Origin of the sequence: Flavobacterium cerinum (assembly GCF_024496085.1) — a bacterium.
GTDB classification, from domain to species: Bacteria; Bacteroidota; Bacteroidia; order Flavobacteriales; family Flavobacteriaceae; genus Flavobacterium; species Flavobacterium cerinum_A.
The window spans coordinates 3,717,808-3,743,197 of the sequence record NZ_CP101751.1; the positions used below are offsets into that span (position 1 = coordinate 3,717,808).

Genomic DNA, 25,390 nt, shown 5'->3' on the forward strand with positions numbered 1-25,390 from the left:
TCCCCTTTTTTATTGCCGACAATCTTCTGATTTATTTTTTCTGATTTAGCTATTTTGATGTCTCTTTTAGCCAGTAAAAGCATCTACTTTTCAAAAAAGAGAAAATTATCCCTTTTATGATGTCCTAACAGGGCATTTTTTGAGGTTATGAGCCATAGCAAGTAATGCCGTTTCCACTTCGGCCTTGGCTTTGCTACGCAGATTATACCTGCGGAAGCCTTTGTTGTTTTTTATCTGGGCAAACACGGTTTCTACATCATGACAGCGTTGCTTTCTGAGTTCCTTTCCCCTGTCGGTTACGAGCAGGTTATAAGCTTTTGTTCTTAACTGGGCTACTTCGGGATTAGATAAAGAGATACTTGGTATTCCTGTTCTGGTGTCTTTGTCAAAATGATTATATTTTACATATGCTTCAACACCTTCATTATCAAGTAATGTGTAGTTTTCCTGCGAACCATAACCTGCATCAGCCACAAGTTCTTCAGGTAGTCTATTGTAGTGTTCTTTAAAAATTTTTATATGTTCGGGTAGCGTCCTTGTATCATTGGGATTAGGGTGTAAAGAGTAATTTACAATGAACTGGTTGTGTGTGCTTATCTGTAAGTTATATCCCGGTTTTAACTGTCCGTTCTTCATGTGGTCTTCTTTCATCCGCATAAAAGTAGCATCAGTATCGGTCTTACAAAAGCTGTTTCGCTTACCCATTATATCTTCTTGCTTAGCATACTTCTCAAGGTTTGCAGGCCAGTTCTTACGGGCATAGTTAAGCTTCTGCCGTACTTTAGGGCATATCTTTTTGCCTTTAAGGGCGGTGTCAATCTTCTTAATAGTCTTTTCAACAGCTTCCTTGTCAATAGCCTTAAACTCAACTTCTGTCTTGTCTTTAGATTCAGTAGCGGCAACTTGCTGCGTATACTCCCATAAGTCCTGAAGCTGCTCTTCTATGCGCCTTTTATTCCTTTCGATGGATCTGCCCCATACAAAAGTGTACCGGTTGGCATTGGCTTCTATTTTTGTACCATCGGTAAAAACAGTTTTAAGGCTCACATGTCCCTGGGATTCTAAAAGCAATACAACCTGGGTAAAGATGCTGCGTACCTCATCTTTAAGGCGTTCACTCCTAAAGCGGTTTATAGTATTATGGTCAGGACGGCTCATACCGCTTAACCACATAAAATGGATATTCTGCTTCAAGGCTTCCTCAAGCCTGCGGCTGGAAAAAATATTGCACAAATAACCATAAACCAACACTTTAAGAAGCATGCGGGGATGGTAACTGGAAGTGCCGCCTGGTTTGTAATTCTTAATAAGGCATTCCAAATCAAGACCGTCAATCACATCGGAAACGGTTCTTACTGGATGGTTGAGTTCTATCAGCTCCTCTAAACTCGGAGGAAGTAGAAAATTTTGCTTGGGATTGTAATCTTTAAAGACTACTTTTGATTTATTATACACACCGCAAGTTAACAAACTTGCAAAATATAGGGAGCTCTCGGGCTCCCTTATTTGTATAAAAAAATTGAGGCTGCCTCACTTTTGAGACAGCCCCTTTCATACCTGACAGGTTTTCAAAACCTGTCAGGTATATTAGGTTTGAAAAACCTGTCTGGTTTAATTAGGTTTGGAAAACCTGTCTGATGTTAATTCGTATCTTCTTTTTGCCCCATCATCATCAGATAGGCTTTTAAGAATTCGTCCAGTTCTCCGTCCATTACGCCATCAACATCGCTGGTTTCATATCCGGTTCGAACATCTTTTACCAATTTATACGGATGCATAACGTAGTTTCGGATTTGCGATCCCCATTCAATTTTCATCTTATTGGCTTCGATTTCATCTCGTTTTGCCTGACGTTTCTTTAACTCAATCTCATACAACTGCGATTTCAGCAATTGCATTGCTTTGGTTTTATTATCAAGCTGCGAACGGGTTTCCGAGTTTTCAATGATAATTCCGGTCGGATGGTGACGTAAACGTACCGCTGTTTCCACCTTATTTACATTTTGCCCTCCGGCTCCACTGGATCGCATCGTTTCCCATGAAATATCAGAAGGACTGATTTCAATTTCAATAGTATCATCCGCTAAAGGATATACATAAACCGAAGCAAATGAAGTATGCCGTTTCGCATTACTGTCAAAAGGCGAAATACGAACCAGTCGGTGTACTCCGTTTTCTCCTTTCAGATAACCAAACGAATAATCGCCTTCAAATTCAAGGGTCACTGTTTTAACACCGGCAACCTCTCCTTCCTGGAAGTTCAACTCTTTGATTTTATATCCCTGACTTTCACCCCACATCAAATACATTCGCATCAACATTGCAGCCCAGTCACAACTTTCTGTTCCTCCGGCTCCGGCCGTAATTTGCAGCACGGCGCTCATACTATCTCCTTCGTCAGAAAGCATATTTCTAAACTCCAGATTTTCGATATGAGAATTGGTCAGTTCATATTGCTTATCCAATTCTTCCTCAGTGGCTTCACCTTCTCTGAAAAATTCCTGAAGAATCTGAAGCTCTTCTGCCAATGCCATTCCTTTTTCATAGTCTTCCACCCATTTTTTCTTGGATCGGATGTTTTTAACAATAAGTTCGGCCTCTTTGGCGTTATTCCAAAAATCCGGTGCAAAGGTTTTCTCTTCCTCGTTGGTAATCTCTATCTGTTTTTTATCGATGTCAAAGATACCTCCTTAACGCACCAAGGCGCTCAATAATATCCTTAATCTGTTCGGTATTTACCATAAATATCGTAGTTTTATACCCGCAAAAATAGACATTCCTTTTTAAATATATGGAAATAAATTTAGTTAGCGATACCGTTACGAAACCTACTCCCGAAATGCTTCAGCAAATGTTCCGGGCCAAAGTAGGCGATGACGTGTATAAGCAGGATCCCACGGTGATCGAATTAGAAGAGACCGTAGCGGATTTATTCGGAATGGAAGCCGCTCTTTTTTTTCCATCCGGAACCATGGCCAATCAGACCGCAATAAAATTACATACAAATCCCGGCGAACAAATTATATGCGACAAATGGTCCCACATTTTTCATTATGAAGGTGGTGGTGCTTCTTTTAACAGTGGCGTTTCCTGCTGTTTGGTAGATGGTGACCGAGGCATGATAACCGCTGCTCAGGTAGAAGCCAATATCAATGATCCGGAATTCTATCACAGTCCGTTAACCCGTTTGGTTAGTATCGAAAATACAACCAATAAAGGAGGCGGTGCTTGTTATGATATCGAAGAATTGAAACGGATACGACAGGTTTGCCGTGAACATGAATTAAAATATCATCTGGATGGTGCCCGTTTATGGAATGCTTTGGTAGCCAAACGACAACACCCGAAACAGTACGGTGAATTATTTGATACCATATCAGTTTGTTTATCCAAAGGCTTAGGTGCTCCGGTAGGATCTGTTTTATTGGGAAGCCGTGACGATATACATAGGGCTTTACGAATTCGGAAAATATTAGGTGGCGGTATGCGTCAGGCCGGATATCTTGCTGCTGCGGGACTATATGCACTGCAACATCATGTAGGCCGACTGGAAGAGGATCATCGAAGAGCCAGACAAATCGGATCGGTTTTAAAAGAATTACATTGGGTAAACAAAGTGGAACCCGTTGAAACCAATATCCTTATTTTTTCAGTAAAACCGCAGTATAACGAAAATGCAATTATTGAAAAATTAAAACAAAAAAACATCTTTATCAGTTCAATGGGAAAAGGAAAATTACGTTTGGTAACCCATTTGGATTATCGCGAAGTAATGCATTCTTACGTATTGGAAACCTTACAAAAAATGACAATTTAAACTTTTTGTTATAAAAATTAAAAACCGTTAAAAATATCACATCTTTAACGGTTTTTTTATTCTACTCGATTAAATCACTAACAATCAGTCGAATATTCTCATACTTCACTACTCTTTCCGCACCAGAAAAACAGACTTTTATTTAAATAATCATCAATTTAAACTCGAATAAATACCTAAAAAATACACTTTTACCATCATTTACTACATATTTGTTAATTATCAACAACAATATCGCATCAAAAGAGATGATTTATATATTTGCTTTTATTAACAAATTTATATAGCATGCAAATCAATCATTTACTTTCAGTAGCGGAAGAATTTGGCAGTCCTGTATACGTATACGACGCCGACAAAATTCAATCACAGTACCAACGTTTAACCAATGCTTTTTCCAAGGTGGAAAAGTTGCGTATTAATTATGCAGTCAAGGCATTGTCAAACCTATCTGTTCTTAAGCTACTGAAGAAGATGGGGTCAGGTCTTGACACTGTATCGATACAAGAGGTACAGTTAGGTCTGCTTGCAGGTTATACCCCCGAAAGTATCATCTATACGCCTAACGGGGTTTCGATGGAAGAAATCGAGGAAGTAGCGCAACTAGGCGTTCAAATCAACATTGATAATTTATCCATATTAGAACAATTCGGAGCCAAACATCCGAACACTCCGGTTTGTATCCGAATCAATCCCCATGTCATGGCCGGCGGAAACTCCAATATTTCAGTAGGCCATATCGATAGTAAATTCGGAATTTCAATTCATCAGGTTCCGCATTTGTTGCGAATCATTGAAAATACAAAGATGCATATCAACGGAATCCATATGCACACCGGTTCGGATATTTTGGACATTGAAGTGTTCTTATATGCAGCCGAAATATTATTTGAAACAGCCAAACATTTTAAAGAACTGGAATTTATCGATTTCGGAAGTGGCTTTAAAGTACCCTATAAAAAAGGTGATATTGAAACGAACGTAGAAGAACTGGGTAAAAAATTATCCCGTCGTTTTAATACGTTTTGTAAAGAATACGGCCGCGATTTGACACTGGCTTTTGAACCGGGTAAATTTCTGGTAAGTGAAGCCGGATATTTTTTAGCCAAAGTAAACGTGGTAAAACAAACCACCTCAACCGTATTTGCGGGAATCGACAGTGGTTTTAATCACCTGATCCGCCCGATGTTCTACGGATCGGAACATTATATTGAAAACCTTTCCAATCCAAAAGGAAAAGAACGTTTTTATACAGTAGTAGGCTATATCTGTGAAACGGATACTTTTGGCAGTAATCGCAGAATTGCAGAAATCAAGGAAGGTGATTTACTCTGTTTCCGAAATGCAGGAGCTTATTGTTATTCGATGTCATCCAATTATAACTCACGAGTACGTCCGGCCGAAGTGCTTTGGTATAACAATAAAGCGCATCTGATTCGCGAAAGAGAAACCTTTGAAGATATCATTCGAAACCAAATTATAGTCGATTTTGAATAAAATCAGGATCATTTTAAGAAAAGAGCCATACAATTTGGCTCTTTTTGCTTAAAATAACACTAAGATAAAACGGCTTAACCAATTGTTTTTTAACTTTGAAGCCTAATTACAGCATTATACAACATGGACAGAAGGAGATTTTTCCGAAACGGTTCGATTTTTACTTTGGGTGCAGCCCTTGTGAATCCATTGGACGCCGTTTCGAATACGGTTGAATTTGATACAATTCGAAAAAATAAAAAAGCAAAAAATATTATTTTCCTGGTTAGCGACGGAATGAGTACCGGTACATTAAATATGGCCGACTTATACTTGAATCGTAAAATGGGAAAAGGTTCAAACTGGTTACAGTTATACCGCGACAACAGAGTGAATCGCGCCTTAATGGATACGGCTTCAGCGAGTTCTATCGTAACGGATTCTTCTGCCGGTAGTTCTTCATGGGGTGGCGGATTCCGCGTTAACAACGGTTCTCTTAACGTTGGTCCTAATGGTGAAGTACATATGCCGATCTGGCAAAAATTCAAAAAAGCCGGAAAAATGGCGGGCTGTGTCACTACAGTACCGATTACACATGCAACTCCGGCGGGTTTTTGTGTGAACAGTAAAAGTCGTAACGCTCAGGAAGATATCGCGGAACAATACCTTGATTTGGGTTTTGACATCATGATGGGCGGTGGAAACACTTACTTTAGTCCGGAAATCAGAAAAGATAAAAAAGATGTTTATGCGGCTTATCGGACTAAAGGATATCAGGTAGTTCGCAATCGTAAAGAAATGCTGGCTTCGGATAACAATAAACCGACATTGGGCGTATTCTACGATGACGCACTTCCGTATAGCATTGACCGTAAAAGCAGCAAGGAGTTAACCGAAAATATTCCGACATTGGCTGAAATGGCTCAAAAAGCAATCGATCGTATGAAAAACCACAAAAACGGTTTTGTATTACAGATCGAAGGCGGAAAAGTGGATTGGGCGGCACATGCTAATGACATCGGAGCTTTGATTTACGATCAGGTTGCCTTTGATGAAGCGGTAAAAGTGGCTATCGATTTTGCTGAAAAAGATAAAGAAACTTTAGTGATCATCACGACTGACCATGGAAATGCCAATCCGGGTGTTATTTATGGTAAATATGCGAATGCAAATTTCGATAGTATTCAAAATTATACGCAAACCAACGAGTGGGTTTTAAACGCTATTAGTCCGCAATCGACCGTTAAGCAGGTGCACGAAATTATCGAATATGCAAACGGAAAAACCATATCTGATGACGAAGCTAAAACCGTTTTAAGCTATTATGACGGATTACATAAAGAAGAAGGTTTATACAACTATAAAAAATTACCGTATAAAGCCTTTTCCGAAATGCAACAGAAAACAAACTCCGTAGGTTGGATCAGTATGGATCACTCCGCAGATTATGTGGAGCTGGCCATGTTCGGACCGGGTAGTGATTTACTAAAACCTTTTGTAAAAAATACAGATTTGCATTACCTGATGCTTCAGGCTGCTGAAGTTGAGAATAAATTTTAATCCGGTTCAATCGCTTTTTAAACCTGTCAGGTCTTCGGGATCCGACAGGTTTTTAAAAGTCAAAAAAAAGTCAAAATAAGACGCTGCAATTTAGTCTGGTCAATGTAAATTGAAAATTTGTATATTTATAAGTATGAAAACGAGTAAACAAATTGCAGACTGGATTATTTCAAAAGTTAACACCAATGCCGGTGATACCATCTCTCCTCTGAAATTACAAAAACTCCTCTATTATTGTCAGGCATGGCATTTAGCTATCTTTAAAACACCTTTATTTAAAGAAGAAATTCAGGCATGGGCACACGGACCAGTTGTTCCGAGTCAATATTCCCGCTTTTCATATATACTGAGAAATGATCGGATAGATCCTTCCAGTATTAATTTGGAAAAGATCGTATTTGACAATGTAGAAACAGAAAAACTTTTAAATGAAGTTTTTGAAATCTATAATGAACATTCTGCTACCTATTTAGAAGCCTTAACCCATTCCGAAAAACCATGGATCGATGCCCGAGTCAATCTCAATGAATGGGAACGTTCCAATGCCATAATCACACACCAAACCATGGAACGCTTTTATTCGGATTTAAACAATGGCAAAACAGCATAAAAGTTTCTATATCAATAAAGACGTTGTAAAGACAAATACGGAAACAGTCTATATCAATAAAACGGCAACGCATTTGATTGGAACGAATGAAAATGGTGATGATTTAAAACTAATCATTTCTTTTTTACACCTACAAAATAACTACCAGTGTTTTTCAGACTGGTCCAAACAAGACATGAATGATTTTTGGAATTTCTATAAAAAAGTACATCAATATACCTGGACGCAAGTATATGCTACGGCCAGAAAAATTCAAAAAAACGGAATAGCTTACACTATTATACCGGTAACAAAATATCCAAATCCCGAATTCAAAAATAATTTATCACAGGATATAACGCTGTTTGAATTAAGAGTCGACGCAAAAAAAAGAGTACACGGTTTTAGAAATAAATCTGTTTTTTATCTATGCTGGTTAGACCGGGAACATAAGATTACCCATTAATCTTAAATTATTATTGCGCTAATAGAACCTACTTTTCTTACCGTATCGGCTTATTTAATAACTTTGCTTTATATTTAAGTATTTCCCCTTGAAAAAAATATTGATCATAGACGATGAAGAAAAACTGCGTTCCCTAATGGCGCGTATCATCGGATTGGAAAATTTTGAAGTTTTCCAGGCAGGCGATTGTAAAACCGGATTGAAAAAACTGGAGCAAAACCCGATTGACATTGTACTGTGTGACGTAAAACTCCCTGACGGTAACGGTGTAGAACTAACAAAAACGATTAAGGAAAAATATCCGCATGTTGAAGTAATTCTACTCACTGCTTACGGAAATATTCCGGATGGCGTTCAGGCGATCAAAAACGGTGCTTTCGATTATATTGTAAAAGGCGATGATAACAATAAAATTATCCCGCTATTGCATCGGGCTGTCGAAAAAAGTACCCTGACCAAAAGGGTTGCTCAATTAGAAGCGCGTTTGGATACTAAATTCTCTTTTGAGGGCATCATCGGAAACTCGAAAACGTTATTACAATCGATCGAACTGGCCAAAAAAGTAGCTGTAACAGATACAACGGTATTACTAACCGGGGAAACCGGAACCGGAAAAGAAGTCTTTGCTCAGGCAATCCACCAATCCGGAGCGCGTAAAAACAAAAGTTTTGTTGCGATCAACTGTTCCGCTTTTAGTCATGATTTACTGGAAAGCGAAATGTTTGGTCATATCGCCGGTGCTTATACCGGTGCACATAAAGACAAAAAAGGTTTATTTGAAGAAGCACATAACGGTACTTTATTTTTAGATGAAATCGGCGAAATGCCGCTGGACTTACAGGCTAAATTACTTCGGGTACTCGAAAACGGTGAATTTATTAAAGTCGGCGAAAGCAAAGTGACCAAAGTAAACGTACGGGTTATTGCTGCAACCAACCGTAACCTGCTGACTGAAATTGAAAACGGTCATTTCCGTCAGGATTTGTATTACCGACTTTCGGTTTTCCAGATTCAGTTACCGGCATTAAAAGACCGTCCGACCGACATTGAATCGCTAGCCTTATATTTTCTCCATTTCTTCGGACTGAAAAGCGCAAAAAAAATAAAATCCATCTCCGCCGATTGTTTACACCTTTTAAAATTGCACATCTGGCCCGGAAATATCAGAGAATTAAAAAATATTATCGAAAGAGGTGTAATCCTTGAAACAACCGATACCCTCACACGAGGTAGTCTTCCTTTGGAATTACAACAACTACAGGAAGAAACCGGAAACGGAGATAACACGATTATGTCGGCTTTTTCATTGGCTTCCGCCGAAAAGATACATATCCAAAAAGTCCTGAATTATACTAACGGAAATAAAACCGAAACCGCCCGTTTACTGAATATTGCACTAACAACACTCTATCGTAAACTGGATGAATACCGAATAACGTAATAAACCCTATCGTTTTGAAAGTAGCAACCCTATCATTTTGATAGGGTTTTTCGTTTGGCATAAATTCATTAAAAAAATATCTCCAACAAAATCAAGGCATTAGCACCTTTTCCAAAAAACCGGTTCGTCGTTTGGTTAAAATACTACAAATAATTTAACCTTTATGAAAACATTCAACGAAACCCTGGTTCAAAAAATGGAACGTTTGGCTAATCTTACCATCCGTAGCCTGCAATCAGGAAAAACAGCTTGTACGAAAAGATGTCTGGATCTTGCCGAACAACTGTTACAAAAAGGCAATACCGAAATGAAAAATGCCATTACTAATGTTTACCTCTATTCCGTTTCTCATTATCTGGAACTGAATCGATATCCGATGGCAAAATTACTTCCGGTTAGCCTACACAAAGAATACGTTAAGCAAATTAATACTTCAGGAGTATGATGACTATTATGCTAACCTTAACCGGGTTATTTTGTTTTGCCCTGTTATATATGTCTGTTTATTATTTCGATAAAATCTAACAAAATGATACTACTGTTTTTTATAGCGCTGGCTGTTTTTGCCTATATCTGTTATGTTTTGCTAAAGCCCGAAAAGTTCTAAAACCCTAAAAAGAAAAAAATGAATACAGAAATTATAGGAATCATTGTAATGTTTCTGATCACATTGGTACTGGCACTACCATTGGGAAAATACATTGCTAAAGTCTATTCCGGACAAAAAACATTTCTTGATCCGGTTTTTAACCCGATCGAAAAGTTATTTTTCAAATCAAGCGGTATCGATGCCGCAAAAGACATGAACTGGAAACAACATATGGTCGCTTTACTAGCCATAAACGTGGTCTGGTTTATTCTCGGAATGGCGATACTACTATGTCAGGGATGGTTGCCGTTAAACCCGGATCACAATCCGAATATGACACCCGATCTGGCTTTTAATACCATTATCTCTTTCCTTGTCAATTGTAATCTACAACACTACTCAGGAGAAACCGGAGTAAGTTATCTTAGTCAGCTGTTTTTAATGTTTTTGCAATTCGTTTCTGCCGGAATCGGATTAGCCGCTGCTGCTGTATTATTTAATGCACTGAAAGAACGAACTACTGAAAAACTAGGTAATTTTTACAACTATTTTATCAAATCCTGTACCCGTATCTTATTACCGGTAGCTGTTATTACGGCTGTTATCCTATTGTTTAACGGTACACCGATGACTTTTAACGGTAAAGACACCATGACAACATTACAAGGCGACAGCGTACAGGTTTCTACCGGACCGGCTGCTGCATTTGTAGCCATCAAACACGTTGGAACAAACGGTGGCGGTTTTTTCGGAACCAACTCGGCACACCCTTTTGAAAACCCAAACTACCTGACCAATATGACCGAAATGGTCGCTCAAATGATCATTCCTTTTGCCATGATATTCGCTTTGGGTTTTTATTTGAACCGACGTAAACTATCCTGGATGATCTTTTCCGTGATGACAATCGGTTTTCTGGCACTTGCCGTACCTACTGTAATGACGGAGATAAAAGGAAATCCGGCTATTGCTCAAATGGGCATTGACACCACACAAGGTGCTACCGAAGGAAAAGAAATTCGTTTTGGTGCCGCTGCTTCCGGTTACTGGAGTATTGCAACTACTGTGATCTCGACCGGATCGGTCAATTCGATGCACGATAGCAGTATGCCGCTTTCCGGTATGAATCAATTATTAGCCATGATGGTCAACTGTTTTTACGGTGGTTGTGGTGTCGGTATTCTTAACTTTTACATCTTTATTATTCTGGCCGTCTTTATAAGCGGTTTGATGGTAGGACGAACTCCGGAATTTTTAGGAAAGAAAATCGAAGCCCGCGAAATGAAAATCGCTATGATTGTTGCTTTATTACACCCTTTCCTGATATTAGTAGGAACTGCTTTATCTACCGCTTTCCCGGAACAAGGTGCAAGTACACTTAACAATCCCGGATTCCACGGTTTTAGTGAGATTTTATACGAATATACCTCATCGGCAGCCAATAACGGTAGTGGTTTTGAAGGTTTAGGTGATAACAATCCGTGGTGGAATATCACAACCGGTATTGTATTGTTACTTTCCCGATTCCTGCCTATTATCGGCCCGATAGCAATTGCCGGTATACTTGCCGCTAAAAAGCATATCCCGGAAAGTGCCGGAACATTAAAAACCGACACGGCTACTTTTGGTTTGATGACATTTGCTGTTATCGCCATCATTGCGGCCTTATCCTTCTTCCCTGCTCTTACACTGGGACCTATTGCGGAATATTTTTCAATGAAATAAAACGAATACGATGAAAACCAAAAATCAATCCCTGTTCCAAAAAGAACTTTTAGGGGAAGCATTTAAACAATCTTTTGTAAAACTTAACCCGGCCTCTCTTTTCCGGAATCCGATTATGTTCACCGTGGAAATCGGTACAGCTGTTATGCTTGGCGTTTGTATCTGGATACTGACTGGAGAAACAACACAGGGAAGTTTTGCGTATAATTTTACCGTCTTTTTAATTCTGTTATTCACCTTGTTGTTTGCCAATTTTGCGGAAGCTATTGCAGAAGCACGCGGTAAAGCGCAGGCGGACAGTTTGCGTAAAACCAGAGAAGAAACGCCTGCCAAAAAAATAGAGCAAGTCGGTGAATTATATGTAAACGAAATCACGATAGTACCGTCGTCAAGTCTTAGAAAAGGAGATCTTTTTGTTTGTGAAGCGGGCGACATTATTCCTACCGACGGTGAAATTATTGAAGGTCTGGCAACAATTGATGAAAGTGCCATTACCGGTGAAAGCGCTCCGGTAATTCGCGAAGCCGGCGGTGATAAAAGCTCGGTAACCGGTGGTACGAAAGTACTGTCCGACAAAATCAAAGTGCAGGTAACAGCCGAACCGGGCGAAAGTTTTCTGGACAAGATGATCGCTTTGGTGGAAGGCGCTTCCCGTCAGAAAACACCAAATGAGATTGCCCTTACAATATTACTGGCCGGATTTACACTGGTATTTATTATTGTTTGTGTTACCTTAAAACCTTTTGCCGACTATGCCAATATTCCAATCACCATTGCAGCTTTTATTTCCCTTTTTGTCTGTTTGATTCCAACAACGATCGGAGGTTTACTTTCCGCTATCGGAATTGCCGGTATGGATCGCGCACTTCGGGCCAATGTAATTACGAAGTCCGGTAAAGCTGTAGAAACGGCCGGTGACATTGACGTATTGTTATTGGACAAAACCGGAACTATTACGATCGGTAACCGAAAAGCAACTAACTTTTATCCTGCTAACGGTATTAACGAAGCGGAATTTATAAAAGCTTGTGCGTTGTCTTCATTAGCAGATGAAACACCGGAAGGAAAATCAATCGTGGAACTGGCCGGCAAAGACACTACCAAAAGTCTTTCCATTCAGAATGCAACATTAATCCAGTTTACGGCCGAAACCCGTTGTAGCGGAGTTAATTTACCTGACGGGACTCGTATTCGTAAAGGAGCGTTCGATGCTATTCGCAAAATAAGTGAGAAAGCAGGGCTTCCTTTTCCGAAAGAAATTACCGATGCCGTAACTAAAATTTCGGGGAATGGCGGTACGCCACTTGTTGTTTCTCAAAATGAAAAGGTAATCGGAGTAATCGAATTACAGGATATTATCAAAACCGGAATCAGCGAGCGTTTTGAGCGCCTTCGTAAAATGGGTGTAAAAACGGTAATGGTAACCGGTGACAACCCGTTAACGGCCAAATTTATTGCTGAAAAAGCCGGAGTGGATGACTTTATTGCCGAAGCCAAACCGGAAGATAAAATGAATTATATCAAAGCCGAACAACATAAAGGGAAACTGGTTGCGATGATGGGTGACGGTACCAATGACGCACCGGCTTTAGCTCAGGCTGATGTTGGTGTTGCCATGAACAGCGGAACGCAAGCTGCCAAAGAAGCCGGTAATATGGTAGATTTGGACAATGATCCTACTAAACTGATTGAAATCGTGGAAATCGGGAAACAGTTGCTAATGACACGCGGTACCTTAACCACTTTTAGTATCGCAAACGACGTAGCCAAATATTTTGCGATTATCCCGGCGCTGTTTATCACCGCAATACCGGCCTTACAAGGGTTAAATATTATGAAACTTCACAGTCCGGAAACCGCAATATTATCAGCCGTAATTTTTAATGCTATCATTATTCCGTTCCTGATTCCATTAGCATTAAAAGGGGTTACCTATAAACCGATTGGCGCATCGGCACTATTACGACGCAATTTGCTTATCTACGGATTGGGTGGCGTATTGGTTCCTTTTATCGGGATCAAACTGATTGATATGATTGTTGCACTGTTTCTGTAAATAAAACTAAAATTTAAAATCATGAAAAATTATATCGTATCCGGCATCAAACTAACATTGGTTTGTATCGTATTCTTTGCCGGAATCTATACACTGGTTATTTGGGGGATTGCCCAACTGGCCCCTAATAAAGGAAAAGGTGAAATTGTGGAATACAACGGCAAAAGTTATTACGCTAATATAGGCCAATCCTTTACCGAACCGAAATATTTTAATTCCCGTCCGTCAGCGGTTAATTATAACGCTGCCGGTTCCGGCGGAAGTAATAAAGGTCCGAGTAATCCGGAATACCTGGCTGAAGTACAAAAAAGAATAGACACCTTTTTGATTCTGAATCCGGGTGTATCCAAAAAGGATATCCCTGTTGATCTGGTTACAGCAAGCGGTAGCGGACTCGATCCGGATATTTCGGTACAGGCTGCCAAAGTACAGGTAAACCGAATCGCTAAAATCCGGGCTATCGAACCGGAAAAACTAAATCAATTAATCGCCGAAAATACACAAAAACCATTATTAGGTCTTTTCGGTCCTGAAAAAATCAATGTTTTACAACTCAATATCGCTTTAGATAAATTACAATCCTAATGAACACCAAAATTTTCCATTCGACCTTAATCGCATTAGTTTCTTCCTTTGGTTTACAAGCACAAACCGAAGATAACAATACGGAAAAAAAATCGCCTTTAACTTTTAGCGGCTACCTTGAAACCTATTATGCTTACGATGTAAACGCTCCGGAAAACAACACACGTCCGGGCTTTATCTATTCCCATAACCGCCATAACGAAATCAATCTGAATTTAGGTTATATCAAAGCAAACTATGAAAAAGACCGGGTTCGCGCTAACATCGCCATTATGGCCGGAACTTATAGCAATGCGAATCTCGCTTCGGAAGCCGGCGTTTTAAAAAATATTTACGAAGCCAATGCCGGAATCAGATTGTCCGAAAAACACAACCTTTGGGTGGATGCCGGGATTTTTGCCTCTCATATCGGTTTTGAAAGTGCTGTCAGTAAAGATTGCTGGACCTTAACCCGAAGCATCCTTGCCGATAACTCTCCTTATTATGAAAGCGGTGCGAAAATAGCATATACCTCACCTAGTCAAAAATGGTTTATTAGCGGACTGGTACTAAACGGCTGGCAACGTATCCAGCGAGTAGACGGAAACAAATCACTGGCTTTTGGTCATCAGGTTACCTATAAACCCAATAGTAAGGTGACTTTAAACAGTAGTTCATTTATCGGAAATGACAAACCGGCGATCGAAAAACGGATGCGTTATTTTCATAATTTTTACGGACAGTTTCAGTTAAATCCGAAATGGGGATTAATCACCGGATTTGATATCGGAGCCGAACAAAAGGAAAAACACAGTACGAGTTATAATCTTTGGTATTCACCGGTAATGATTTTAAAATATAATGCTACTGAGAAAGTCAGCTTAGCAGCTCGCGGTGAATATTATGCCGATAAAAACGGCGTAATTATCAGTACCGGTACACCAAACGGTTTTCAGACATTCGGATATTCCGTAAATTTGGATTACAAAATCATGGATAACGTAGTTTGGCGTGTCGAAGCTCGCAACTTAAATAGTAAAGATGCTATTTTTACACGCGATACAGAACCGGTAACCCATAATTTTGTCGCTGTAACCTCATTAGCCGTTTCATTTTAAAACCAATTGTTTTGGAAAATAACAGAGAAGATAATGTCCAACATTTTCTCGACTTGATCCGAAAATCAAGGAAAGGAAAATTTAAAGTGTATATCGGTATGAGCGCCGGTGTAGGCAAAAGCTATCGTATGCTTCAGGAAGCCCATTCCCTGTTAAAAAACGGAATCGACATTAAAATCGGTTTTATCGAAACCCATAACCGTAAGGAAACCCACGAGCTACTCGCGGGTTTACCTGTTATACCGCGCCGTAAATTGTTTTATAAAGGTAAGGAACTCGAAGAAATGGATGTTCAGGCCGTTATTAACCTACGCCCGGAAGTCGTTATTGTCGATGAGTTGGCACACACCAATATTGAAGGCAGTAAAAATGCAAAACGCTGGCAGGATGTTCTTGAAATTCTCGATGCCGGGATTAACGTGATAAGCGCCGTCAATATTCAGCATATCGAGAGCCTGAACGAATCGGTTAAAAACATTACCGGAATCGAAGTGAAAGAACGAATTCCCGATAGTGTATTGGCTCAGGCCGATGAAGTGGTAAATATCGACTTAACTGCCGATGAACTGATCACTCGTTTAAAAGAAGGAAAAATATACGAAGCCGGAAAAATCGAAATGGCACTACGCAATTTCTTTAAAGGTGAACATATCCTGCAATTACGGGAACTGGCTTTAAAGGAAGTGGCCAGTCAGGTAGAACGAAAAGTCGAAACGGAAGTCATCAAAAATAAAAACATCCGTCAGGAAAAATTGATGGCTTGTATCAGTAGTAATGAAAAAACAGCCAAAAGGGTGATTCGTAAAACGGCCCGACTGGCCAATTATTATAACAGTAAATGGTTTGTTTTATATGTACAGCTTCCGGAAGAAAGCGCCGATAAAATCGCGCTCGATAAACAGCGTCACTTGATCAATAATTTCAAACTCGCTACGGAACTCGGCGGCGAAGTTTTAAAAGTGGAACATACCAAAATCGCCAAAGCGATTATCGAACAGGCGGAACTCAAAAAAATAACGACTGTTTGTATCGGGAAACCGCGAATGAATTTCATCAAGATTATTCTTTCGACAAACATTTTTAAAGAATTACTGAATAAACTATCTTCGAGTGATATTGACCTGATAATTTTAAGTTAGCACCTGATGAAAATAAAAACCAAATTAACCCTGGGTGTCGGATTACTATTCTTCCTTATCGTACTGCTCGTAGCATTAGGCGTACGACAATTGCACACGTTGGCTAACGACACGGAAAATATTCTGGTCGACAATTACAATTCGCTCGACTATTCCCGAAATATGTTGAAGGAACTGGATAAAATCGAAATCGAGAAACAATCGCCTGATAAATTCCAACACTATCTGGAACTTCAAAGTCGGAATATTACCGAAATCGGTGAAAAAGAACTAACCGAAAACCTGCTTGAAGATAGTAAAGCTTTTGCTCAACAACCCGACAATAAAGCGGTGATCACTCTGATTCGCAACGATCTGAACGATATTATGAAGTTAAATATGGATTCCATCCAACGGAAAAGTATTGTCGCTTCTCAAACTGCTGATCGTGCCATTTTATGGATCTCGATCACAGGTTCCATGTGTTTTATCATTGCTTTTACCTTATTGGTCAATCTTCCAAGTACAATTGCTGATCCGATAAAAGATCTTACGGAAAGTATTCGGCAAATCGCAGGAAAGAACTATTCCAGACGAGTTCATTTTGAAAGTCATAATGAATTTGGTGATCTGGCGCGTTCTTTTAATACGATGGCGGAAAAATTGCAGGAATACAGCGATAGTAATCTCGCCCGACTCATGATGGAAAAGAAACGAATTGAAACATTGATTAATAATATGCACGATCCGGTAATCGGACTGGATGATACACAGAAGATTTTGTTTGCCAATGAAGAAGCTTTAAAAATATCCGGCTTAAAATCGGCTGACATTATCGGGAAACCGGTACAGGAAATCGCTGTTTATAATGACTTGATTCGATCATTGATTCAACATCTGGCCGGAAATCAAACGGATATAACTCAAAACAAACCGCTTACGATATATGCCGACAATAAAGAGAGTTATTTCGAAAAGCAGATTGTTCCGATCGTCATTACACCAACCGGAGAAACCGAGAAAAAAGAAGTCGGTTCCTTTATCATATTGCGTAACGTTACCTTATATAAGGAACTGGATTATGCCAAAACGAACTTTATCGCTACGGTTTCCCATGAATTTAAAACACCGATTGCTTCAATGAAAATGAGCTTGCAGTTATTGGAAAATGAAAGCATCGGTCCGCTTAACGAAGAGCAACAACATCTTATCGCCAGTATTAAAGATGATACCAAACGACTATTACGAACTACAGGTGAATTATTAAATATTACACAGGTGGAAACCGGTAAGACTCAATTGCAGATTGAAAAAAGCAATACCCGCCAAATTGTTACCGAAGCTTTAGAAGCGACACAAAAACTGGCCGAACAGAAAAACATTCAACTCTTCACCTCTTTTTCCGATTCTATCTCGGATGTTTGGGTCGATCGGGAAAAAACAACATGGGTCGTTTCCAATCTGATTACCAATGCGATTCGTTATTCATATGAAAACACCGCAATACAGATTCAAATTACCGAAGACGAATCGTATGTAAAAGTCATTGTTAAAGACAACGGGCTCGGTATTTCGTCTCAGTATACTCATAAAATATTCGATCGGTATTTCCGGATTCCGGGTTCCGAAAAAGAAGGTACCGGTCTCGGACTTGCGATCAGTAAAGAATTTATAGAAGCGCAGCAAGGTCATATCTCCGTTGAAAGTGAATTGGGTTCCGGCAGTACTTTTATTCTATCACTTAAAAAAGTCACGGAATAACAACCACACAACAATACTTGAAAAGTCGTCCATTTTGATTCAAAATGGACGACTTTTTTTATGCTCTGACCCGATTTACGCTTAAAAAAATTCCGGGCAATTTATTTTCCTTATTCGGATTCAAACAAACAACAAAATCATAACACACTAAAATACAACAACTTAAAATTTCCATCTAACCAAATTAAGGGAGGTCTTATCAGGGGATTCTCCCATGCTGTCATGGGAATAAATCCCCTTTTAAAATACGGGAATCTCCTCTGTTTCAAATCATTGGACTAATGCAATTTTACACCAACAAACAAATCAATAAAAACGGAAGCTACTATTTATCCGTTAAAAGAAAAATCAATTCATAATCTTTAAAACATTACAATCATGAACAACAAATTATTTTTTAGAGTCGTAATGGTGATCATCATAATTATTGGTGGTATCATCATCATCATCGGAAGAAAACCAATTCCGGAACCGATTTGTATCGTATGCGGTAGAAACCTGTTTACCTTTTTAGGAATCGCAGAAATAGTATTGGGAGCGATAGCCCTTAATCTTCACAACAAAATCATCAATCCTAAAATCAGTCAGGGACGTTAATCTGTTCTGAAAAGGAAACAATCAAAAAACGAACACAATCAAGCAATGGCGGGATCCGAAAAGCCCGGAACAGAGTAGGAAATTATCAATCAAAACAATCAAACACTATGGGAACATTCACACCTATGCCGGATGAAACCGAATTCATGAACGTTATCTTAGGAGACGTATTTCGAAAATTAACCAACGGAGGCGATCCGAAAATGCTGGGTCCTAATAATTTTGTAGCCTGGGAACCGGTTGCCTCTGTAATTGACAAAACTGCTTTTGAATATGCCCATAAAGGGTTTACCGGAGCTGCCCCGAAAATTGAGGGAATGACTGACGAAGAATATACCGATCTTCGAAACGAAAAAAAATATTCAGCCTATGCCCATGCTGAGGAGTTTGCCCGCTTAGTGGATCAGATTCCGAGCAATATTCCGGAAAAAGATAAAGACGGAAGCCGAAAATTCACCATTTTCAGCGCTGAAAACGACCATACCGTATCCAATGTATATAGTGATATTATGGAGTTTTGTGTAGTTAAAGATTCTAAAATCGATCCTAAAGTTGAGAAGAAACTGGAAAAGTTAAGAAATGAATTATTTACCATCAAAAAACTGAAAAATCCGGATTTCGATGACAGTGTGCCGGAACATGCGGATGATAATCCGAAGTATGTTTTCAACACTTTCCCTTCGCCTAAATATGTAAAATACCTGGAATATGAAGCGCTTTTTTATGATGCCGATGATCGCTTGGCGGAACTGAAAAGACGTGTTGATCTTCAGGATCCGGATGCAATGGCCGAAATGACGATTTCCGGGAAAAATTATATCAAAAAGCGTGATGATGCTTTAAAAAGATGGGAATCGCTGGGTTATAAAGGTGCCGTTGAAAAAATCATGAACTATATCGATGAGATTGAAAGCAGTAATTTTATCACCGTAAAAAAACGATACGAATCGGAATTACTGGCAGCTAAAAGAACCGGATTGGGCGGTATGAATACGTACTATTATTCTGCTCCGCTACCGGCTACTACTTTGGCCAATTCAACGCAATGGGTAGACTATAAATTTACCAAATCCAGCTACGATTCTTCGTATAAAAACACCAAACACAGTTGGTCGGCTGCGGCTTCCTATCTGGGTGTTTTTGGCGGAACCGCCAGCGGATCACATCAAAAAATCGATTCCAGCTATAATTTCAATGATTTTGAAATGAGCTTTAAACTCGGAAAATGTTTTATTTCCCGACCATGGCTGGGAACTACCTTTATCAAATCGCGTTTCTGGAAATATTCGAAAACCGGACAAGATGTGGTTAACAACCAAATGGTTAGTGACGGAAACGGTCGCGGTTTAATGCCGGCTGTAACTACTGAGTTATATTTTATAACCGACCTGAAAATCGGATTTAAAAAAGGAAGTGATTCCTATAAAAAAGTAGAAAATCACGTAGGTGCCGGTGCCGGTGTTCATTTCGGATTATTCTCTATCGGCGGAAAATACGGTTACGACGATACCCGTGTCAATTCATCCGGAGAACGATCAGAACAGGGAATGGCTTCAAAAGGAATCTTACTGATCGGAAGAAAATGTAACATCCTTGATCTGTCGCCAAATCCACTACCGTCTATCAAAGAAGACGAATGGGTAGAAGTTAATTAATCCTTTTTATTCCAATCAATTCCAAATACCGGTTCCCGGTATTTGGAATTCCTTACTTTAAGCTACTTTACTATGAAATATTATACTGCCTTATTCCAGAAAATTAAGGAATATTATAAAACACAAAGTTCCAATTCCTCCGAAATGGCTTTGATATGTCCTTCTTTAAGGGTATATGAAAACGATGAAATCAAATTATTATTACCGCAAATTCTGTTGGACGATCCGCTAAAAGGAGAAGGACTACTCAAAAAACAGGATCTTTCCTTTCAACTTAATTCTTTACCGACATCGGATACGTTTTGGGATGTGAATCCGGCCAATACATTATTTACAGTCTACGGAAACCTTATCAATTCCGAACAAGGTTTAAATCCGGACAGCATTGCCACGGTAAACGAAACGGCGCAACAGGTTTTATATGATGCCAAAGGAAAAGCAACCAAAGAGAAAAAGGCCTATGACAAATACCTGGGCTTATACGAAACATTGGTTCGGGAATGGGAACAACATGTCGCTGCGTATGACGACGCTGCCTCTGAAGATGAAAAGCATATCTGGTTGGAAAAACTAAACGTAATTCTGCTAAAAAAAGAAAAGCTGGCTGTCGATCATAAATTGTTGGGCTATAAAAAATTAATTGAAGAAGCCATTAAACAACTAAACAGCAAAGACGGACTTGAAATTTTTCTGGCCAATCTGACCAATTCCAGAAATACAATGGAACTGTCGAAAAAAACTGGAATTCAATCATTAGAGTCCTATCATGATATCAACTTTGTTCCGTACGATTTTATGTCGAATGACAGCGGATGGATCAAACTCTCGATCGGAAAACAGGAACTGGATCAATTATATGAAACCGCTAAAAATGAAAAAGATGCCTTTCCGGATGAAGTGATTTCGATTGATTATGACGAACGAAACATTATCGGGATCGAACTGGAATTTTCGATTGTAACGATGCTCCGCAACTGGTTTTCGTTGCCTACACTTACCTCCGAATATTTTAAATGGAACGGTACGCAACCCATATCCGACGGACAAAGTATCAGCAATAATTTCTTATTACCGGCTTTTCCTAAAAAACTTATCCTGATAAAAAATCTGAAAATCAATATTGATCCCAGTATTTCGGAAACAGTTGTAAATAATATTGATCAACTAATTCATTTTGGTCCGATCATTATGAAAAATCAATTGTTTACCAATGCCAATACCAATGTTCGCTTTATCAAAGCCATTAAAAACAAGGAAACGTTAGAGTCCAACAATGTTAAATACTACAGTACAAAAACGGAACAAAACGACTCCAATATGTTGGAACCGACACCCGTTACGACACCACCGATCAAACCGATCGCATCGGCTCCGATTTATAAGGCAATGGACAGTATTAAACAACCCTGGATCAAAACAACAATGGCACCTACAATCAAGATGATGCCGATTATTAATCCGACACCTACACCAACACCCGCTCCGCAGGTACCCAATGCAATTTTGGGAATCAAACGTTTCATCCGTACCAATCCGATTTTGTTTCCGCCGGTCATCACCACACCGACTCCGGTTAAAACACTAGCCACTGTCGTTTTAACTATTACGGATTCGGTTTCGAAACAAAATGTTTATAAATCGGAAATATCCGTTATCGGTACAAACAATACCATTTTTAAAGAGATTGAATCGGATAAAAACGGAGCCATCGAATTCCAGCTTCCGGTGGGCAACTACAAAGTCAAAGTTAAAAAAGACGGTTATAAAGTTTTTGAAAGCGAACTAAAAATTGAAAATCTGATTACCGTAACCCGGGAATATGCACTGGCTCCGGAATCGGTTACCTACGACAGTTTTTTCCTGATCGGTATGATCTGCGAAAAATTACCGCAAATTCCTAAAATAGTTTGATCATGAAAACAATACAACTCCATGTCAAAGCACCTGAAGTAATCACCTTAACCGAAATGCTCCTGAAAATGGGGTATTCGGTTACGGTTTCCAATGTGTTTACGACAGCAGTGGACGAAGCTGTAAAAAGCTTCCAAAGTCAGCATAATTTGGTTGTGGACGGGATCGTTGGTATTAAAACCTGGTCCCGTCTGTTTGAAAAAAACAGCCAGTTAATCCAGCATAACGATAAATTGCTATCCGAACAGGATCTGATTGATTTTGCAAACGAATTTCAACTCGAACTTGCCGCTATAAAAGCCGTAAATGAAGTGGAAAGCAGCGGAAAAGGGTTTCTGATCGACGGACGTCCCAAGATCTTATTTGAGGGGCATATTTTCTGGCAGGAACTGGAACGCCGGAACCTAGAACCGGAACAATATACAAATCCGGAAAATCAGGACATTCTGTATAAGAAATGGACGAAGAAATATTATCTGGGCGGACAAAAAGAATACGACCGGCTGCAAAGAGCAATCCGTCTGGTTCCAGGACTAAACCTGACGGATGCCGCCAATGCTGCTGCCTCATGGGGTGTATTTCAAATCATGGGCTTTAATGCCATTCCGATCGGATATGACAGTATTGACAGCTTTGTCGGAAAAATGTATCTCGACGAACGGGAACATCTTTTTGCTTTCGGTCGTTTCCTTAAAAAAAATAATCTGGTTGTTTTGTTACAAAATAATGATTGGGCCACTTTTGCCTATCGCTATAACGGCGAAGGTTATAAAGTCAACAAATATGACGAAAAGTTAGCCCGGGCTTATCAAAAATACTCCGCCTGATCTTACGAAAAGGCTTTAGCATCCTCTCTTCCCCGTATCGGAAAATAGTGTCCACTATACACAGACAATTTTATTTTTCATGGCGTATAACACCAGGCCGATACGGGTTTTTATTTCCAGTTTCTGAAACAGGTTTTCACGATAACCGTCCACCGTTTTCGGACTCAGACACATTTCATCGGCAATTTCGCGATAGGTCATTTCCGTACAGGCCAAACGGATAAATTCAAGTTCCCGTTCCTTTAAGCTGGTTTTATTTCCGGCTTCCAGTTTATTGATCAAAACACCGGAAACCATTTCCGTATAAAAATAACCGGTTTCATGTACTTTTAATAAAGCCTCCCGAAATACGTTCGGATGCGTATCTTTTAGCAGATAACCACTGGCTCCGCTACTGATCATTTTAATGATTGTATCTTCATCATCATTCACCGACAATGCCAATACGCGCAAGCCGGGGTAATTATCTTTAAGGCGTTTCATTGTTTCTACGCCATCCATAACCGGCATATTGACATCGAGTAATACCAAATCCGGTAGTTCGTCCATAGCGATTAATCCGGTGAGGAAATCTTTTCCGTTGTTGTAATTTCCGGAAACCATAAACTCTTTAAAGCTGTTAATCAGAAACGATAACGACTGGGAAAAGAGCAAATGATCATCAACAATTACAATTTTTATTTTATTCATAGTAGTAAGGGGAATTTTTTAGTCTTTGGGGATTTTTTGCAACGGATATACAATCCGGATCCGGGTTCCTTCATTTTGCCGGGACGAAACCGAAAAAGCGGCACCGATTAGTTTGGCCCGCGTATTCATATTTGCCAATCCGGAACCTTTGGTCACCGTAGCATTATTAAAACCGATACCGGAATCCGTTACTTCGATAATACAATCGGCTGTATTAAAATGGATATCGACATCAATCGTTTTACTATGCGAATATTTCAGGGCATTCGTAATCGCTTCCTGTAATATCCTATAAATGATCACTTCATGTTGCGGATCGATAAGTTGTTCCGTTCCGCTAACATTGAGATTACCGTTAATTATTTTAAGCTTTGTAATACGATTCAGATCTTCCTTAACCGCATCAATAAAACCCGATTGTAGTTCGACATCACCGTTGATCAGTTTTGCAACCATTCGGATTTCGTCGAGCGATTTACTAACGAGCTTACGTACCTCATCCATTTCATTTTTACTATCCGAATCCGTTTTGGCCACCATCAGATTTAACTGCATTACGGCTACTGATAAAATCTGTCCGATATTATCGTGTAATTCGCGACTTATGTTGGACAGTGTTTGTTCCTTAATTTCGATTCGGGATTTAGCCAACTCCGAATTAAAAAACAACTCTGCTTCCATTTTATCCATCAGGAACTTCGACTTTTTCTTCTGAAAATACAGGAAAAGGACCAGTAATGTGCCCAATAACGTAAAAAGCACAATACTAAATGAAATGATCAATAATGGTATCTCTTTTTGCTCCATATAAAACCAAAGATAAAACTGGTGTTCATTAATACGTTTAAAAAGAAAATGACCAAACTATAAGTCGTTTCATGGATTCCGGACAAAAACCACCGTAAAGAGAGCATAAAAGGTAAAAAAGGAACATAAAAAAGTAATATTCCCAATACAAACCAGAAAAAAATGGTGTCTTTTAAGGATAATATCAGAGTTGAATTAAACAATTCCATCAGGTAGAGACAACTTAGTATTAAGATCATGACTACACCTATGGCGAAATTGTTGAAGCAAACTTCTTCCACTACATCCTGGAAAAAAATCAGATTCAGAAATACTGACAGTACAAAGAGTGCAAAACATACATTGGCAATCTGCTTGTTTTTAGTCAGTTGAAAAATGGATTTTAAAAACAGTATATAATAGGGCAGGATAATAAACATATAGATATTGAAAACCATATAGTTAACCTGTCCGGTAATTTGCGTATAAAAAATTCCGATCAGCTCTGTTATTGCTGAAAGCCAAATGGATAGTACAAAAAATTTTGCCTTATTATTAGGAAGCTTGTACCAGTAGATAATGCCAAACATTCCGGATAATAAGGCTAGAAACACAGTATATAATCTTAGATCTGCCAACATTTT

23 protein-coding genes are annotated in these 25,390 nt (G+C 39.2%); 18 read left to right on the forward strand and 5 right to left on the reverse strand.

All coding sequences use genetic code 11. The annotated features are described in order from the left end of the window. Positions 1–114 precede the first annotated feature (114 nt). The gene (locus NOX80_RS16800; protein ID WP_256549765.1) at positions 115–1,455 is read right to left on the reverse strand and encodes an IS1182 family transposase; all 1,341 of its coding nucleotides are present in this window, start codon (positions 1,453–1,455) and stop codon (positions 115–117) included. A gap of 185 nt (positions 1,456–1,640) precedes the next feature. Beyond that, positions 1,641–2,742, reverse strand: a protein-coding gene (gene prfB / locus NOX80_RS16805) for a peptide chain release factor 2 (RefSeq protein ID WP_256550970.1) whose coding sequence is annotated in 2 segments (ribosomal slippage) — positions 1,641–2,678 and positions 2,680–2,742 — 1,101 coding nt in all. Because the reading frame shifts where the segments join, the coding sequence is not laid out codon by codon here. Between the two features lie 49 nt (positions 2,743–2,791). Between prfB and NOX80_RS16810 the strand changes: the two genes are divergently transcribed. The 18 genes from NOX80_RS16810 to NOX80_RS16890 all read left to right on the forward strand — a co-directional run bounded on the left by NOX80_RS16810 (position 2,792) and on the right by NOX80_RS16890 (position 23,270). After that, positions 2,792–3,817 (forward strand): threonine aldolase family protein, encoded by a 1,026-nt coding sequence (locus tag NOX80_RS16810; RefSeq protein WP_256550971.1) that lies wholly within the window; start codon positions 2,792–2,794, stop codon positions 3,815–3,817. A 288-nt stretch (positions 3,818–4,105) separates the two neighbouring features. Continuing rightward, positions 4,106–5,314 carry a diaminopimelate decarboxylase gene (lysA, locus tag NOX80_RS16815; RefSeq protein WP_256550972.1) on the forward strand — a complete coding sequence of 403 codons (1,209 nt, stop codon included), beginning with the start codon at positions 4,106–4,108 and terminating at the stop codon, positions 5,312–5,314. Between the two features lie 123 nt (positions 5,315–5,437). Then, on the forward strand, positions 5,438–6,853 hold the full coding sequence (locus NOX80_RS16820; RefSeq protein ID WP_256550973.1) for an alkaline phosphatase: 1,416 nt from the start codon (positions 5,438–5,440) through the stop codon (positions 6,851–6,853). A gap of 133 nt (positions 6,854–6,986) precedes the next feature. Further along, a complete protein-coding gene (locus tag NOX80_RS16825; RefSeq protein ID WP_256550974.1) occupies positions 6,987–7,463 on the forward strand; it encodes a Panacea domain-containing protein in 477 nt (158 codons plus the stop codon). Next, positions 7,447–7,908, forward strand: a complete 462-nt coding sequence (locus NOX80_RS16830; RefSeq protein ID WP_256550975.1) for an MAG6450 family protein — start codon at positions 7,447–7,449, stop codon at positions 7,906–7,908. The genes NOX80_RS16825 and NOX80_RS16830 overlap by 17 nt, the downstream gene beginning before the upstream one ends. An 88-nt stretch (positions 7,909–7,996) precedes the next feature. Then, positions 7,997–9,349, forward strand: a complete 1,353-nt coding sequence (locus NOX80_RS16835; protein ID WP_256550976.1) for a sigma-54-dependent transcriptional regulator — start codon at positions 7,997–7,999, stop codon at positions 9,347–9,349. Between the two features lie 163 nt (positions 9,350–9,512). Beyond that, on the forward strand, positions 9,513–9,794 hold the full coding sequence (locus tag NOX80_RS16840) for a DUF7674 family protein (RefSeq protein ID WP_256550977.1): 282 nt from the start codon (positions 9,513–9,515) through the stop codon (positions 9,792–9,794). Positions 9,795–9,878: 84 nt separating this feature from the next. Next, positions 9,879–9,956, forward strand: a complete 78-nt coding sequence (locus tag NOX80_RS18640; RefSeq protein ID WP_136402925.1) for a potassium-transporting ATPase subunit F — start codon at positions 9,879–9,881, stop codon at positions 9,954–9,956. Positions 9,957–9,974: 18 nt separating this feature from the next. Then, on the forward strand, positions 9,975–11,663 hold the full coding sequence (kdpA, locus tag NOX80_RS16845) for a potassium-transporting ATPase subunit KdpA (RefSeq protein WP_256550978.1): 1,689 nt from the start codon (positions 9,975–9,977) through the stop codon (positions 11,661–11,663). 10 nt (positions 11,664–11,673) lie between these two features. Continuing rightward, complete coding sequence (kdpB, locus tag NOX80_RS16850) at positions 11,674–13,719, forward strand: potassium-transporting ATPase subunit KdpB (protein ID WP_256550979.1); 2,046 nt, start codon at positions 11,674–11,676, stop codon at positions 13,717–13,719. 21 nt (positions 13,720–13,740) lie between these two features. Then, positions 13,741–14,304 carry a K(+)-transporting ATPase subunit C gene (locus NOX80_RS16855; protein ID WP_256550980.1) on the forward strand — a complete coding sequence of 188 codons (564 nt, stop codon included), beginning with the start codon at positions 13,741–13,743 and terminating at the stop codon, positions 14,302–14,304. Continuing rightward, positions 14,304–15,401, forward strand: a complete 1,098-nt coding sequence (locus tag NOX80_RS16860; protein ID WP_256550981.1) for a porin — start codon at positions 14,304–14,306, stop codon at positions 15,399–15,401. Before NOX80_RS16855 ends, NOX80_RS16860 begins: the two co-directional genes overlap by 1 nt. Before the next feature lie 11 nt (positions 15,402–15,412). After that, on the forward strand, positions 15,413–16,540 hold the full coding sequence (locus NOX80_RS16865; protein WP_256550982.1) for a sensor protein KdpD: 1,128 nt from the start codon (positions 15,413–15,415) through the stop codon (positions 16,538–16,540). A gap of 6 nt (positions 16,541–16,546) precedes the next feature. Further along, positions 16,547–18,280: a HAMP domain-containing sensor histidine kinase gene (locus tag NOX80_RS16870; RefSeq protein ID WP_256550983.1), complete on the forward strand. Its 1,734-nt coding sequence runs from the start codon at positions 16,547–16,549 to the stop codon at positions 18,278–18,280. A gap of 378 nt (positions 18,281–18,658) precedes the next feature. Further along, a complete protein-coding gene (locus tag NOX80_RS16875; RefSeq protein WP_256550984.1) occupies positions 18,659–18,877 on the forward strand; it encodes a hypothetical protein in 219 nt (72 codons plus the stop codon). 107 nt (positions 18,878–18,984) lie between these two features. Beyond that, entirely contained in the window at positions 18,985–20,532 is a 1,548-nt protein-coding gene (locus tag NOX80_RS16880) for a hypothetical protein (protein WP_256550985.1), read from the forward strand. A gap of 72 nt (positions 20,533–20,604) precedes the next feature. Continuing rightward, the gene (locus tag NOX80_RS16885; RefSeq protein WP_256550986.1) at positions 20,605–22,443 is read left to right on the forward strand and encodes a carboxypeptidase-like regulatory domain-containing protein; all 1,839 of its coding nucleotides are present in this window, start codon (positions 20,605–20,607) and stop codon (positions 22,441–22,443) included. Positions 22,444–22,445: 2 nt separating this feature from the next. Further along, complete coding sequence (locus NOX80_RS16890; RefSeq protein ID WP_256550987.1) at positions 22,446–23,270, forward strand: N-acetylmuramidase domain-containing protein; 825 nt, start codon at positions 22,446–22,448, stop codon at positions 23,268–23,270. A 54-nt stretch (positions 23,271–23,324) separates the two neighbouring features. Here the strand turns inward: NOX80_RS16890 and NOX80_RS16895 are convergent, their stop codons facing one another. From NOX80_RS16895 to NOX80_RS16905, 3 genes are read right to left on the reverse strand one after another with little or no spacing between them, the layout of a single operon-like run. Continuing rightward, the gene (locus NOX80_RS16895) at positions 23,325–23,960 is read right to left on the reverse strand and encodes a response regulator transcription factor (protein ID WP_256550988.1); all 636 of its coding nucleotides are present in this window, start codon (positions 23,958–23,960) and stop codon (positions 23,325–23,327) included. Positions 23,961–23,978: 18 nt separating this feature from the next. After that, a complete protein-coding gene (locus NOX80_RS16900) occupies positions 23,979–24,767 on the reverse strand; it encodes a sensor histidine kinase (protein ID WP_256550989.1) in 789 nt (262 codons plus the stop codon). Then, positions 24,740–25,387, reverse strand: a complete 648-nt coding sequence (locus NOX80_RS16905) for a hypothetical protein (protein ID WP_256550990.1) — start codon at positions 25,385–25,387, stop codon at positions 24,740–24,742. The genes NOX80_RS16900 and NOX80_RS16905 overlap by 28 nt, the downstream gene beginning before the upstream one ends. Between the last annotated feature and the right edge of the window lie 3 nt (positions 25,388–25,390).